Consider the following 14218-nt stretch of genomic DNA (forward strand, 5'->3'; position numbering starts at 1 on the left):
ATGACGCGATACGCAATGGCGATCGACCTTTCAAGCTGCATCGCATGCCACGCATGCAGCGTCGCCTGCAAGGTCAACAACAACCTCGCTCAAACCGTTTGGTGGAACAGGGTCGATACCGACGGCGGCGATTACATGGACACCGCACGGGGCACCTACCCCACCGACCTGCACCGTATGCACTACCCCGTCAACTGCCAGCATTGCAGTAAGCCGGCGTGCGTGGCCACGTGCCCCACGGGAGCGTCCTACCAGCGCGACGACGGCATCGTCGCCATCAAACAGGACGATTGCATCGGGTGCGGCACCTGCATAACCTCGTGTCCCTACGACGTGCGCACGCTCATCGAGGACGAGCCGGAATACGTCGTGGACTTCCCGCTCGGGGATTACGACGCGCCGCAGCACAAGGCGGGCACAGCCGAGAAGTGCACGTTCTGCACGAACCGCCTCGACCGCGGCGAAGTGCCGGCCTGCATGGAGCTGTGTCCGGGCCGCGCGCGGCATTGGGGCGATATGGACGACCCGAACAGCGATGTCGCCACGTTCCTCAAGGGCAAGGACTACGAGCGGCTGCTCGTAGAAGCCGGCACCGAGCCGAACGTCTACTACGTGACGGCCAAGAAAAGCTAGCACGATTTCCCTCCTTCCCGCCGCAGCCGAAGCGCGCCACGTTCGGCTGCGGCGCCCAAGGGGGCGTCCGAGGAGGCGTCATGAAAACGACCGACCAACCGATCTCCAGCGACCTCGTGCGGGAGACGGCGCTCGCCGACGGCTACGCGCTCGTCGCGTTGCTCCTGCAATTTCCCGATGCAAGCTGGTTCCCCCGTCTGAGCGACGAATCGCTCGAACGCGATGTCGAAGCGATCGCTCGCGAGCTCTCGCTCGATCGAGCGGCAACGAGCCGGGCGCGCGCCGAGCTCGCCGAGCTCGCTGCCAGCCTGACCGCAGGATCGTCATCGCTCGCCGACGCCCGCCGCGAGTACACGCGGCTGTTCAACCACCCCGACCACCCGGCGATCCCCTTGTTCGAAGGCGTTTTCCTCGACGAGGAGCGTGTGCGGGCGGGCAAGCCGAAAACCGGCGCGCGACTGTTCGTCAACCCCGCAGCCCTCGATGCCGAGCGATGCTATCGCCAAGCGGGGTTCAAGCGCAGCAGCGACGCCAACGTACCGGCCGACTGCATCTCCACCGAACTCGAGTTCGCAGCCCGCCTGCACGGCGAGCGCGCATGCGCCTTGCGCGACGGGGACGGGAAAGCGGAAGCGGCGGCTTCCGAGCGCCTCGCGGAATTCGAGCGCATCCACGCGACCAAATGGTTCGCCTGCTTCTTCGCGCGCTGCACAGAGGAAAGCGCCCACCCGCTGTACCGCGCCGTCGGACGCTTCGGAACCGCGCTCATCGCCCCCTAACGACAGGAGGTCGTCCATGGAACCCCTCATCGCACTCGCGGCAAGCGTCCTGTTCGCCTTGGCGTGCAGAAACGCCATCAAAGCCCGCCCGATCGTCTTCTACGCAGCCGCGGCCATCGTGGCGACCCTGTTCGCCTCGCATGCCTTCGGCAGTTTCGCGCCGATGCTCGACCGTGCCTTGCAGCCCTACGTGCAACGGTGCCTGCTCGCCTTCGGGATGTTCGCCGTAGTCATGTTCATCGGCGTCCTTCCGGACGATTCCAAGCCGCGACGCTACCTGACGCCCATCCGCGGGGAGCTGTCCATCATCGCCGCGATACTCGCCTGCGGCCACGTGGTCGGCTACGGAGCGTCCTACCTCCGCTACGTTCCCGGTAACCTGGGCGGCATGCCCGCCACCATGATCGCGTCGTTCGCAGTCTCGGCGATGCTCGTCGTCCTCCTGGCGCCGCTCACGCTCACGTCGTTCAAAAGCCTGCGGAAACGCATGGACGCGCAGCGATGGAAGCGCGTGCAGATGCTCGCCTATCCGTTCTTCTTCCTCATCTATCTCCATCTTCTGCTCATTCTCGCCCCTTCGGCTTCGGGAGCCGGACAGAAGGCGTTCGGCAGCATTGTCGTTTATACTGGCATCATCGGCTGCTACGCGATCCTGCGAGCGGCAAAGGCGATCTCGTCGCAACGACGGCTGGCTCGCAGCGATGCAGGTTGAGAGGAGGCGAAGCGGCGCCGGTGCTGGCGAACGACCTCATAACGTGGTACCTCTTCTTCGGGGGACTCGGGACGGGCCTCTACCTGGTTGCGTACGCTTGCGAACGCATCGCGTCTCATCGCCATGGCGCTTGGACGCCGTTCGCCCACGCTGTCTGGCTACCCTCGCTCGTCCTTACGGCAGCTGCTCTGACATTCGGCGCGCTCTGCCTGCTCAAGGATCTCGGTCGATCTTCCGATGCGTACCTTCTGTTCCTGAAGCCCACGCTGACGCCCATATCCATCGGCGCATTCTCGCTGATCGCCCTGGCCGTCCTCATCGTGGCATGCATCGCCATGGAGCTGCGCGGGAAGGGGTCTGACACGACGGCCTTCCGCGTCGTCAAGGCGCTTTCGGCCGCGACCGCCTTGATCGTGGCGCTGTACACCGGCATCCTCCTGGCAGGCATCGCCGCCGTGCCGCTCTGGTCGTCGCCCCTGCTGCCTGCGCTCTTCCTGCTTTCGGCCCTGTCGACCGGAATCGCGGCCGTCCTGATCGTCGCGTCGTTCGCCAGCAGCAAGATCGGATCTGCGCGAACGCAGCTCGCCGAACCGGATAGGGCCCTCATCGCCGCGGACTGCGCGGTCATCGTCGGAGAGATCGTCCTCTGCGGCATCATGGCGCTTGCGCTGCGAGATAACGCAGCGGCGCTCGTCTCGATGGAATCGCTCGCCATCGGGAGCTACGCCGGGCAATTCTGGCTGGGTTTCGCGGCGTGCGGCCTTATAATTCCCCTGAGCATCGAAGTCATCATGATCGCGCGATCTATCGCCTTGCGCGTAATCGTGTGTTGCACCGGCGCATCGGTGATCATCGGCGGGTTTTTCCTCCGCTACTGCCTTATGCAGGCGGGAACGCATCTTTCCCTATTTATGTTCGCCGGGCTGTAGCGCCACGGGAAACGGAGTGACCGAGTGGAAGTTTTCGAAATAGACGAGCGAAGCAGCATCCCTATTTGGCTCCAGCTGAAGAACCGGCTCGTGTACCTCATCTCGTCGGGCTACTATCGACCGGGCGACAAGTTGCCCACGGTACGCGACCTGGCCATCAAACTCAAAATCAACTACAACACCGTCAACAAGGTGTACCAGAGCCTTCTGCACGACGGCTACCTCATGGCGCACCGCGGGCGCGGCACGTTCGTGTGCGACATCGCGCAGCCCGACGCGCCCAAAGAAGACTCCCCCGCGGACAACGTCATCGATATCATGATCAAGCAATGCCTCGATCTCGGGGTTCCCATCGACGACATCCCCAACCAGGTTTCCAAACGCGTCGCGCGCCGTCGAGGCGCCGATGCACCCGTTCAGGAGGGTGAAGCATGACACGGAACAAAAACGCGAACGACGCCGCCGCGCGCGCACCTCAACAGCAAAGCGACCAGAGCTCGACCACCTCGCACAGCGGGTCGTTCGTGTTCTCAGCGTGCATGTTCATCGTCCCCACCGCCATCGGACTGGCGCTCACCTGGTCGAACACGAGCATCTGGACCATCGCGCTCTCCGCGCTCGCCGGCCTGGTCTGCTTCTTGTCCGTCCACATCGCCTTCGAATGGGAGAAGGCCGTCATCATGCGGCTCGGCAAGTTCAACCGCATCGCCGGACCGGGCATCTACTTCACCCTGCCCGTGATAGAGTCCGAAGCGGCCCGTATCGACCAGCGCATCCGAACCATCTCGTTCGACGCCGAGGAAACGCTGTCCTCCGACCTCGTGCCGGTCAACGTCGACACGGTGCTGTTCTGGGTGGTCTGGGACGTCGAACGCGCCTGCAAAGAAGTGCGCAACTACGAGTCGATCATATCCCTTGCCGCCCAAACGGCCATGCGGGACGTGATCGGGCAGATCTGCCTTTCCGAAATCGCCATGCGGCGCACGTACCTCGACGAAGAGCTCAAGCGCATCATCTCGGAGAAGGTCGACGACTGGGGCATCACCGTCGTCTCGGTCGAGATCAGGGACATCGTCATCCCGAAGGAGCTGCAGGCCGCCATGTCGCGCCAAGCCCAGGCCGAGCGCGAGCGCGACGCGCGCCTGATCCTCGCCGAAGTCGAGCGCGACATCTCCGAGATGTACGTCGATGCCGCGAACATCTACGGCAAGCCCGACAAGGCCCTGCAGCTGCGCACCATGAACCTCGTGTACGACAGCGTGAAGGAGAACGGCGGCATGGTGGTGGTGCCGAGCGCCTACAGCGAAGGGTTCAACGAAGCCGCCGCCGAAGCGGTCAAGGGAGTGCTGGAGTAGCGCCCCGCCCCTCCCCTACACCACCTGGTGCCTCCTGAAGGCTCTTGCGGCTAAGGGCACGCACACGACCAGCACGAGGGCGTAGATGCAAACGAGCAGGCCCACGAGATCCACCACGAACGGCCCCACCTCGTACGACACGAGCGCGTTGAACAGCACCTGGTCGACCAGGGCGTTGAGGGGGAACAGGTACAGCGCGTGCAGCAGCACGGCGTTGCCGCCGGAGGGAACCATGCCCGTGAGGAAGATGAGCGCCGCGCAGGCGACGAAGATGGCCAGCTGGGAGCGCAGCTTCGACGACAGCAGCAGCGTGAGCGCCGCGAACCCGAGCGTCATGAGGTAGGCGATTCCCACCGCCGTCCACGTCGCTTCGGCCATCGTGAGGTCGTACGGGATGCCCAGCGACAGCACCTGCACCGGCAGATCGCCGCCCTCGGCGCCGAAGAACGCGAGCGCCGCGCCCATGATGATGAGCGTCGCCAGCGCGAAGTAGGCCGTGGCGAACACGAGCGCCGCGATGATCTTCGCCGCCACGAGCTTCGAGCGGCCGTAACGCGACGAGAGCAGCACGGCGTCGGTGCGATCCTGGTACTCCCCCGCGAACACGGGCGTGAGCGCCACGCAGACGGCCACCATCGCGAACGCGAAGAACCCGAGGCACGCCAGCACGTCGCTCCATCCGCCCGCGTAGCCGTAGGCGAGCGGCTCGCCCACCGCATCCTGCTTCTCCGTCCAGTACGCGCGCTCGGCATCGGAGTACACCCAGGTGCCGCCCATGCCGTCGTCGAGCGTGCGCTGCAGCTTGTCGGCGATGGCCTCGTAGAACCCGTCGGCGGCGCCGTCGTCGAGCTGCGCGGCCACCTGGTACGGCTCGAGCGCGCCCTCCTTCCACGGCGAGAACAGGTAGGAGTAGTACGCGTCGTAGATCGCGCGGAACTCGTCCTCGTCGTACGCCTGGTTCATGAGCGTGTACGCCGCCTGGTCGCTGAGCCCGCTCACGTCGACGGGGTCCACTTTCGAGAACGCGAGCTCCTGGTAGGCGGCCACCTCGTCCTGCACGCGCTCGACCGTCAGCACGCCCTCGTGCGCGGCGGTCTTCTCCTTCTGGTACGCGATGGCAGCGGTGCCGCTCAGCACCTCGTCAGCACTGGAGGTCGTCTTCGTCTGCACGATGTTGAGCGTCATGATCCCGCACAGCATCACGAGGATGCCCGCGCAGGCGATGAGCGACGTGCGGCGCACGAGCAGCTTCTTGAGTTCGAATCTCACCAGATCAAGCATGGTGCCCTCCTCGGGAGTCGGACGCGACGGCCGCAGGGACCTCGTCGCGGAACACGTACAGGTACAGATCTTCCAGCGTGGGATCGAGCGCCCGCGCGCCGGCCACCGGCGCCTCGTCGGCCACGACGCGCGCCACCGCGTGCCCGTCCGCGGCGTAGTGGACGTTGCTCACGCAGCTCGTGGCCGCCAGCTCGTCGGCGCGCCGCGCGTCCACGTGGCACTCCCACACCTTGCCCGTCACCGCCGCGACGATGTCCGTCGGCGCGCCCTGCATGATGAAGGAGCCGGCGCGCATGACGAGGATCTCGTCGGCGATGTACTCGATGTCCGACACGATGTGCGTGGACAGGATGACGATCTTGTCCTGCGCGAAGCTGGCGATGAGGTTGCGGAACCGCACGCGCTCCTTCGGGTCGAGCCCGGCCGTGGGCTCGTCGAGCACGAGCACCGCCGGGTCGTTCAGCACGGCCTGCGCGATGCCCAAGCGCTGCTTCATGCCGCCCGAGAACGTGCGCACCTTCGTGCGCGCCACGTCGGCGAGCCCCACCGTTTCCAGCAGCTCGAGCGAGCGGCGGCGCGCCGCGCGGCGGTCGAGCCCCTTGAGCGCGGCCAGGTAGCACATGAAGTCGAGCGCCGTGAAGTCGGGGTAGTAGCCGAAATCCTGCGGGAGGTAGCCCAGGCAGGCGCGGTACTCGTCGCCGAGCACGCGCACGTCGCGGCCGTCGAAGCGGATCTCGCCGGACGTGGGGCGCAGCACGTCGCACACCATGCGCATGAGGGTGGTCTTGCCCGCGCCGTTCGCGCCCAAAAGGCCGTACACGCCGGGCTCGAGCCGCGCCGACACGCGGTCGACCGCGATCTTCGATCCGAACTGCTTGGTCAGGCGGTCTATCGTCAGGTCCATGCCATGCTCCTTGTCATCGTAGGGTCGTCGGGTAGGTCGGGGTCGCTGGGCTCATCGGATCCATCGGCTCATCGAGGCGTCGGGGCGGGCGCGAACACGTCGAGGCCGGCCGCGATGCTGCCGAGCCACGTGCGCACCTCGCGCACGGCCCAACCGAGCGAAGCCGCCGCCACGAGCGCCCACAGCCAGACCGACGCTTGGGCGTACGCGCCGGGCGCGAGGGAGTGCACCGCATACGCCCCCGCCATCACCAGCAGCGTCCACACGCAGGCCAGCAGCAGCGCCTGCGACGGCGGGCAGCGCCGCGCCGCGAGCAGCGCGCCCGCGCACGAGAGGAAGTAAGGGACGCACGCGTGCAGGAACGACGCGAAGGGATCGGCCCCCAGCGCGATCGGCGCCGCGAGCGCGATGGCGGTGACCGCCACCACGTCCGAGCATCCCAGCACGATGAGCCGCGCCAACGCGACCGCGCGGCAGTCGAAGCGGCAGGCGTACTCGAGCTCGGCCACGCGGTGCGTGGCGCTGGCCAGCAGGTCGGGCAGGCCCACGAGCACCGTCGCCGCCGCCAGCATGCCCGAGACGACCGAGAAGCCGCGCACCATGCCGCTCGACGGCAAGCAGACCGCCACCATCATCGCCACGAGCGCAAGCTGCGCCACCCACACGCGCGGATGGATGAAGCGCGCCTGGGCAGCCACGAACCCGGCGAACGTCGCCCTGCGGCCGCGCTCGCCCGCGCATGCGCCCGCCGCGGCTTCCGCGCCCATCCTTGCGCCCGCCGGCCGCCCCGACGCCACCGCCGCGCGCACGGCCGCAAGGGTCGCCGCCTTCGACGCCGCGTCCGGCGCGCCGCGCTCGGCGCGGTAGTGCGCCCGCAGCAACCGCTCCACGTCCCGCTTTCCCGTTCCGCTCATGCCTCGTTCCTTCCTTCCAAACCGCGCCGCAACTCCGCGAGCGCCCGATTGAGCCGCCGGTTCACCGCGAACCGCGACACGCCCAGCACGCTCGCGATCTCGCCCACCTTGAACCCCTGGTCGAAGCGCAGCTCCACCACCTCGCGCAGCTCGGGGTCGAGCGCTTCCACAAGCGCGCCCACCTCGCCGCCCGCAATCGCCACCGCCGGGTCCGCGTCGGGCGAGCCGTCGGGCAGGTCCGTATCGAGCGGCCCGACGGGCAGCCGGCGCACCCGCGCGGCGTCGATGCAGAGGTTGCGCGCGATGGTGAACAGGTACGCGAGCGGCTTGCCCTCGCCCGGCGAGCGCCCGCTGCGCACGAAACGCAGAAACGTCTCCTGCGCCACGTCCGGCGCGTCGTCGTAGGACGGCGCGTGCCGTCGGCAGTACGCCAGCACGTCGTCGTAATGCTCTTCGACCAAGCGATCGAACGCCTCGCCGTCTCGCAATCTGTTCTTCAAGCCCCGCTTCACCTCCTCTATCCTCTATAACGAATCCTACGGTCGATCCGTGCGGGCTCAGCTGAAAAAATTTCCGGACGCATTCGCCCGGATGCCCCTCGTGCTTCACCCAGTGAAGCGGTATACTTTCCCAACCCTACCACCTTCGAGAAAGGAATCCCCTGTGAAGACGCTTACCAAGATCAGCGACTTCGCGGGAAAGTACATGGCGATCATCGCACTCGCCGTCGCGATTATCGCCTTGGTCTTTCCCGGTCCCGTGTCCGCCGTCGTGAAGACCAGCTACGTGAACATCCTGCTGGGCGTCGTGATGTTCGGCATGGGCATGACCCTCAAGCTGGCCGACTTCAAGGTGGTGTTCACGAAGCCGAAAGCCGTCATCGTGGGCATCCTGGCGCAGTTCATCATCATGCCGGTGCTGGCGTTCCTGCTGACGATGGTGTTCCAGCTGCCGCCCGAGCTGGCCGTGGGCGTGATCCTCGTGGGCTCGTGCCCCGGCGGCACCAGCTCCAACGTCATGACGTACCTGGCGAAAGGCGACGTGGCGCTGTCAGTGGGCATGACCGCGTGCACCACCATCATGGCGCCCATCGTCACGCCGCTGCTCGTGCTGCTGTTCGCCGGCCAGACCGTGGACGTGAACGTGCTGGACATGTTCCTGTCCATCGTGCAGGTGGTGCTCGTGCCCATCGCGCTGGGCTTCCTCATCAACTACTTCTTCGAGAAGGCTGCCAGCGTCTGCGCCAACGTGCTGCCGCTCGTGTCGGTGGTGGGCATCTCGCTCATCATCATGGCCGTGGTGGCCGCCAACCAGGCGAAGCTGCTGACGGTGGGGCCGCTCATCATCGTGGTGGTCATGCTGCACAACGTGCTGGGCTACGCGCTGGGATACCTCACCGGACGCGCGCTGCGCCTGTCGAAGGCCCAGATGCGCACGCTGTCCATCGAGGTGGGCATGCAGAACTCCGGCCTGGCCACCTCGCTCGCCACGGTGCACTTCGCCAGCATGCCGCTGGCCGCGGTGCCCGGTGCCGTGTTCAGCGTGTGGCACAACATCTCCGGCGCGGTGTACGCGAACATCCTCGCCCGCTCGGCCGACAAGGACGCCGGCGAGGCAGACGAGGTTGAGCAGGCCGCCGCGTAACGGGCACGCGACGCGACGGCGCAACCGGTTCGAGAAGGCCGGAGCCCCTCGGGGTTCCGGCCTTTTTTCACGGCCCGAACCCCACGTCACAGAATCGTCGTTTGGAAGCGCGCCTCGCCTGGCGTACAATCATGAGCCAGTAAAAACGCAGTCGCAACGGAAAGGTTCTCAGCATGGCGGACACAGCAAGCAGCATCGAGCTCGGCTTCATCGGGTTCGGCAACATGGCCCAGGCGATGGCGCAGGGCCTCGTGAATTCGGGCGCGCTCTCGGGCGAGCACATCCACGCGTGCGCCGGGCACTTCGACAAGCTGCAGGCCACGGCCGAGAAGCTCGGCGTGCACGCGCATCGCGAGGCGGCCGAGGTGGTGGAAGCCAGCGACTTCGTCGTTCTCGCCGTGAAGCCCTACCTCATCGAGCAGGTGGTGGAACCGGTGCGCGAGACGCTTGCCGGCAAAGCCGTGATCTCGGTGGCCGCCGGGCGCGACTTCGCGTTCTACGAGGGCATCCTCGCCCCGAACAGCCACCACCTCAGCACCATCCCGAACACGCCCATCGCCGTGGGCGCGGGCGTGGTGGCCTGCGAGCAGCGCCATTCGCTCACCGACGAGCAGCTGCAGACGTTCGAGAACCTGTTCGGCCAGATCGCGCTCATCGAGTGGGTCGACGGCAAGCTGCTGTCCACGGCCAGCTCCATCGCCGGCTGCGGCCCCGCGTTCGCCGCGATGTTCCTGGAGGCCCTCGGCGACGCCGGCGTGAAGCACGGCCTGCCGCGGCAGACCGCCTACCGCCTCGCGGCGCAGATGATGATGGGCACGTCCAAGCTGTACCTGGAAACCGGCACGCACCCCGGCGCGATGAAGGACGCCGTCTGCTCGCCGGGCGGCACCACCATCAAGGGCGTGGCCGCGCTCGAGAAGGACGGCTTCCGCGGCACCGTGATCGACGCCATCGACGCCATCGAGGGCGAGTAGGTTCGCACGCGAAACCGCTTCGCATGCCGTCGCCGTCCGAAAGCGTCCGTTTCGGACGGCGACGGGCTCTCACGACGAAGGGCCCCGCGGCATGCCGCGGGGCCCTTCGCGTCGCGGCTTCCTAGAAGCCGAACATCGCCGTCGTCAGGTAGCGCTCGCCCGTGTCGGGGAGGATCACCACGATGGTTTTGCCCTTGTTCTCGGGGCGGCGCGCCAGCTCGGTGGCGGCGGCCACGGCCGCGCCCGACGAGATGCCCACGAGCAGGCCCTCCTTCGCCGCCAGCTCGCGACCTACCGCGAAGGCGTCCTCGTCGGCGACGGTGATCACCTCGTCGTACACTTCGGTGTTCAGCGTGTCGGGCACGAAGCCCGCGCCGATGCCCTGGATCTTGTGCGCGCCGGCGCGCCCCTCGGACAGCACCGGCGACGCCGCCGGCTCCACGGCCACCACGCGCACGTCCGGGTTCATGCGCTTCAGGTACGCGCCCGTGCCGCTCACCGTGCCGCCCGTGCCCACGCCCGCCACGAAGATGTCCACGTCGCCGCCGGTGGCCTCCCAGATCTCGGGGCCCGTGGTGGCCTCGTGGACGGCCGGGTTCGCCGGGTTCGTGAACTGCCCGACGATGAACGAGTTGGGGATCTCGGCCGCCAGCTCGTCGGCGCGCGCGATGGCGCCCTTCATGCCCTGCGCGCCGTCGGTCAGCACGAGCTCGGCGCCGTAGGCCTTCATGAGGTTGCGGCGCTCGATGGACATCGTCTCGGGCATGGTGATGATGAGGCGCATGCCGCGCGCGGCGGCGAGGGCGGCCAGGCCGATGCCGGTGTTGCCCGAGGTGGGCTCGATGAGCACCGTGTCGTCGTCGATCTTGCCGGCGGCCAGCGCGTCGTCGATCATCGCCTTCGCGATGCGGTCCTTGACGGAACCGGCCGGGTTGAACGACTCCACCTTGCCCACGATGGTGGCGTCCAGGTTGTTGTTCGCCTCGTAGTTCACGAGCTCTACGAGCGGCGTGTTGCCGATGAGCTCGGCAACGCTTGCATGTACGGTCATGATGCGCCTGCTTTCCCGTCTTCTCCGGTCGCGCCTGCCCGGCTGCGCCCGGTGCCCGCAGGGCGGGCTTCCTGTGTGTCGCGCTAAATCCTACTAGAACGCTATGCTTTAGTCAAGCGCTGACCGTCGACGTCGATTTCGAACCCTTCGGCGTCCAGCTGGGGCGCGCCCGCAGCCACCCGCCGCGCCACGAGGCGGCGCGCCGCGGGGATGGACGCCAGCAGCGCCGCGCCCATGACCACGCTCGCCACGATCACCATGATCCACACCGGCGCGAACGACAGGTACGCGTCGAACATCACGCCCGACACCACCGCACCCACCGCAGCGCCCAGCAGCTCGAACGCCGTGACGATGCCCGTGACCGTGCCGAGGTCCTTCTTGCCGTACTCCTTCACCACCATGATGGGCGGCGCCACCGTGCCCATGCAGGTGGCGAATCCGAAGAACAGGCAGGCCAGAATGGGGCCCCAGTCGGTGGTCGGGAACAGCAGCATGGTTCCGGCCAGCACCGACGTGATCGTGCCGAGGATCGTGCCCGCGCGCATGCCCCAGCGGTCGTAGATGGCGCCGAGCGCCACCTTCGCCACGATGACCACGGCCAGGTAGAACGACCACACGCTGCCGGCCCACAGGGTGGAGTGCCCGCCGGTGACCACCTCGGTGCCGCCCACCGTCACGCTCGTCATGTTCGCGATGGAGTTCGTGATGATGCACCCGTTCGTGATGCCCATGGCCACGAAGCCGATCACGAGCAGCCAGAACGCCGTGCTCGAGCGCAGCGTCTTCCAGCCGATCGACACGTTGACGGGCCGGTCGGGCGAGCGGTCGGCCTTCGTCTGCTCCACCTGGCCCGCGCCGTACGGCAGCAGGCCCTTGTCGCTGGGCCGGGTGCTGAACGTGGCCAGCACGAGCGGCAGCGCGGCCACGAGGCACACCACCGCCAGCAGCAGGAACGCCGAGCGCCAGCCGGACGCCTCGATCATCGCGCTCGTGGCCGGCGACAGCACGACGCCGCCGATGCCCGACCCCGACAGCGCGATGGACACCGCCAAGCCGCGCTTGAGCGTGAACCAGTTCGAGATGACCACCGACACCAAGAGGCGCGTGCCGGCCACCACCACCATGCCGGCCACCACGCACAGCGCGTACAGCTGCCACACCGCCGTGATGAACGAGAGCCCCACCAGCACGATCGAGCTGGTCAGCACCGTCACCGTGCCCAGCACGCGCGCCGAGCACTTGTCGGTGAGCCGCCCGATGACGAGCGACGCGAACACCGCCACCACCGTGGTGATGGACACGCCCGTGTTGAACTGCCCCACCGTCAGCCCCAGGTCGCGCACGATGTGCGTCTGGAACAGCGGGATGCAGTTCACGAACACCGTGTAGCAGGTGGCCATGATCAGCAGGCCGCCCGCGACGATCCACCATCCGTAGAAGAACTTCCCCTGCTTCGCCGCCTCGGCGGCCCCCTTCGTGTCGGCCACGATGCCTCACTTCCCCAATCGGTCGAGATGTCGGATGAATTCCGTGTAGAACCCGATGCCGCGCTTGAAGCTGTCCACGTCGAGGTTCTCGTCCTGGCCGTGCACGCGGTTGCGCTGGTCGCCCTTGAACAGGATGCCGGCGAAGCGGTACGTGCGCGGGCAGATGCGATGGAAGCGGCGCGCGTCGCTGCAGCTGGTCTGCACGTACGGCGCGATGCCGGCCGTGGGATACACGCTGCGGATGACGGCGCGCAGGTAGTCGAACGCGGGGTCGTCCGCAAACGGCGCGATGGGCGACGGCTCGCTCACCTCGGCCAGCTCGTAGGAGGTGCGCTCGTCGAAACGCTCCTTGATGCGCGCGAAGGCCGCGTCCACCGTCTCGCCAGGATCGACGCGCACGTTCACCGTCGCCTTCGCCCGCTTCGGGATGACGTTGTGCGCGGGGCTCCCCTCGAGCTGCGTCAGCGCGTACGTGGTGCGCACCATGGCCGCCGTCTCGGGGTCGCCCTGCATGATGCGGATGACCACGGGCCGGAACAGCCACAGGTTCGCGAACACGATGCGCAAGGCCCAGCTGCCGTGCGCCGCCAGCTCGCGCAGCATGGCCGCCACCGGAGCGGACAGCTTGGACGCCGGCGGGTTCTTCTGCAGGCCGTCGAGGCCCGACACGAGCTTCGCCGTGGCGTCCTCGAGCGAGGGCGTGGCGGCATGCCCGCCCTCGGCGCTCGTGGTGATGAACGCGTCGAAGATGCCCTTCTCGGCCACGCCCACGACGGCGAACTGGCCCTTCACGCCCAGCGGCGGGTTGTCGATGACCGCGCCGCCCTCGTCCAGCACCATGTACGGCACGCGCCCGATGCTTTTGAGGTGCTCCACCATGTGGGGCGCCGTGTCGCCGCCGTCCTCCTCGGTGTTCGACGAGAAGAAGTACACGTCGCGCGGAGGGACGTACCCCTCTTTCAGCAGATGCTCGGCGGATTCCATGAGGGCCGCCCAGATGCACTTCGTGTCCACCGCGCCGCGCGCGAAGATCCTGCCGTCCACGATGTCGGCGGCGAAGGGGTCGTGCGTCCACTCGGACGCGTCGGCCGGCACCACGTCATGGTGCGCCATGAGCACCACCGGCGCCAGCGCGCGGTCGGCACCCTTCCACAACAGCGAGATGCCATAGCCGTCGATCAGCTCCAGCTCCAGGCGCTCGAACACCGTCGGGTACAAACGGCGCAGCAGCGGGACGAACTCGTCGAAGGCGCTGCGGTCGGCGTCGGGGTTGTGCAGGTCCCACACGGTTTCGCAGCGCAGCAGCTCCTGGAAGCGCGCGACCGCGGCGTCGTCGCCCTCGATGCCGCTCGGGGGCAGGGGGTCGGGAACGGGCGTCGGTTTGAGCCGCGCCGCGTTCACCACCAGCACGATTGCAAGCAGCGCGACAAGCGCGACCACGACGGCAAGCACGATCATGAGGGCTCCTCCCCTTCGGCTGACATGGGGTTATTATAGCCCTTCCGCCTGATGGGGAGCGTCGAGAAGAAAAAGGGCACGAAGGCGTTGACCC

At 67.4% G+C, this 14218-nt stretch carries 15 protein-coding genes; 8 read left to right on the forward strand and 7 right to left on the reverse strand.

The genetic code is table 11. The features are described from left to right. The 6 genes from H8S61_RS12290 (at window position 1) to H8S61_RS12315 (ending at window position 4408) form a co-directional block, all read left to right on the forward strand. Window positions 1–633, forward strand: a complete 633-nt coding sequence (locus H8S61_RS12290; protein WP_186939182.1) for a 4Fe-4S dicluster domain-containing protein — start codon at window positions 1–3, stop codon at window positions 631–633. 80 nt (window positions 634–713) lie between these two features. Next, window positions 714–1412: a TorD/DmsD family molecular chaperone gene (locus H8S61_RS12295; RefSeq protein ID WP_160942657.1), complete on the forward strand. Its 699-nt coding sequence runs from the start codon at window positions 714–716 to the stop codon at window positions 1410–1412. A gap of 118 nt (window positions 1413–1530) precedes the next feature. Continuing rightward, on the forward strand, window positions 1531–2124 hold the full coding sequence (locus H8S61_RS12300; RefSeq protein WP_186939183.1) for a ferric reductase-like transmembrane domain-containing protein: 594 nt from the start codon (window positions 1531–1533) through the stop codon (window positions 2122–2124). Between the two features lie 20 nt (window positions 2125–2144). After that, entirely contained in the window at window positions 2145–3053 is a 909-nt protein-coding gene (gene nrfD, locus H8S61_RS12305) for an NrfD/PsrC family molybdoenzyme membrane anchor subunit (RefSeq protein WP_186939184.1), read from the forward strand. A gap of 24 nt (window positions 3054–3077) precedes the next feature. Then, the gene (locus H8S61_RS12310) at window positions 3078–3488 is read left to right on the forward strand and encodes a GntR family transcriptional regulator (protein WP_160942654.1); all 411 of its coding nucleotides are present in this window, start codon (window positions 3078–3080) and stop codon (window positions 3486–3488) included. After that, window positions 3485–4408, forward strand: a complete 924-nt coding sequence (locus H8S61_RS12315) for a slipin family protein (protein ID WP_160942653.1) — start codon at window positions 3485–3487, stop codon at window positions 4406–4408. The genes H8S61_RS12310 and H8S61_RS12315 overlap by 4 nt, the downstream gene beginning before the upstream one ends. A 15-nt stretch (window positions 4409–4423) precedes the next feature. On the opposite strand, the gene H8S61_RS12320 is transcribed toward H8S61_RS12315, so the two are convergent. The 4 genes from H8S61_RS12320 to H8S61_RS12335 all read right to left on the reverse strand — a co-directional run bounded on the left by H8S61_RS12320 (window position 4424) and on the right by H8S61_RS12335 (window position 8007). Next, window positions 4424–5689, reverse strand: coding sequence for an ABC transporter permease (locus tag H8S61_RS12320; protein ID WP_186939185.1), 1266 nt, complete (start codon window positions 5687–5689; stop codon window positions 4424–4426). Then, the gene (locus tag H8S61_RS12325) at window positions 5682–6593 is read right to left on the reverse strand and encodes an ABC transporter ATP-binding protein (RefSeq protein ID WP_186939186.1); all 912 of its coding nucleotides are present in this window, start codon (window positions 6591–6593) and stop codon (window positions 5682–5684) included. The genes H8S61_RS12320 and H8S61_RS12325 overlap by 8 nt, the downstream gene beginning before the upstream one ends. A 68-nt stretch (window positions 6594–6661) precedes the next feature. Beyond that, a complete protein-coding gene (locus H8S61_RS12330) occupies window positions 6662–7507 on the reverse strand; it encodes a hypothetical protein (protein ID WP_186939187.1) in 846 nt (281 codons plus the stop codon). Then, complete coding sequence (locus H8S61_RS12335) at window positions 7504–8007, reverse strand: RNA polymerase sigma factor (RefSeq protein WP_186939188.1); 504 nt, start codon at window positions 8005–8007, stop codon at window positions 7504–7506. Before H8S61_RS12335 ends, H8S61_RS12330 begins: the two co-directional genes overlap by 4 nt. A 163-nt stretch (window positions 8008–8170) precedes the next feature. Between H8S61_RS12335 and H8S61_RS12340 the strand changes: the two genes are divergently transcribed. Both H8S61_RS12340 and proC read left to right on the forward strand, forming a co-directional pair. After that, the gene (locus tag H8S61_RS12340) at window positions 8171–9151 is read left to right on the forward strand and encodes a bile acid:sodium symporter family protein (RefSeq protein ID WP_160942648.1); all 981 of its coding nucleotides are present in this window, start codon (window positions 8171–8173) and stop codon (window positions 9149–9151) included. A gap of 173 nt (window positions 9152–9324) precedes the next feature. Further along, on the forward strand, window positions 9325–10125 hold the full coding sequence (proC, locus tag H8S61_RS12345) for a pyrroline-5-carboxylate reductase (RefSeq protein ID WP_186939189.1): 801 nt from the start codon (window positions 9325–9327) through the stop codon (window positions 10123–10125). Window positions 10126–10246: 121 nt separating this feature from the next. Here the strand turns inward: proC and cysK are convergent, their stop codons facing one another. The 3 genes from cysK to H8S61_RS12360 all read right to left on the reverse strand — a co-directional run bounded on the left by cysK (window position 10247) and on the right by H8S61_RS12360 (window position 14124). After that, window positions 10247–11176 (reverse strand): cysteine synthase A, encoded by a 930-nt coding sequence (gene cysK, locus H8S61_RS12350; RefSeq protein WP_160942646.1) that lies wholly within the window; start codon window positions 11174–11176, stop codon window positions 10247–10249. A 101-nt stretch (window positions 11177–11277) separates the two neighbouring features. Continuing rightward, a complete protein-coding gene (locus tag H8S61_RS12355) occupies window positions 11278–12666 on the reverse strand; it encodes an MFS transporter (RefSeq protein WP_186939190.1) in 1389 nt (462 codons plus the stop codon). 6 nt (window positions 12667–12672) lie between these two features. After that, window positions 12673–14124 carry a M20/M25/M40 family metallo-hydrolase gene (locus H8S61_RS12360; protein WP_186939191.1) on the reverse strand — a complete coding sequence of 484 codons (1452 nt, stop codon included), beginning with the start codon at window positions 14122–14124 and terminating at the stop codon, window positions 12673–12675. Window positions 14125–14218: the final 94 nt, after the last annotated feature.

This window comes from Eggerthella hominis, from assembly GCF_014287365.1.
Taxonomy (GTDB): Bacteria; Actinomycetota; Coriobacteriia; order Coriobacteriales; family Eggerthellaceae; genus Eggerthella; species Eggerthella guodeyinii.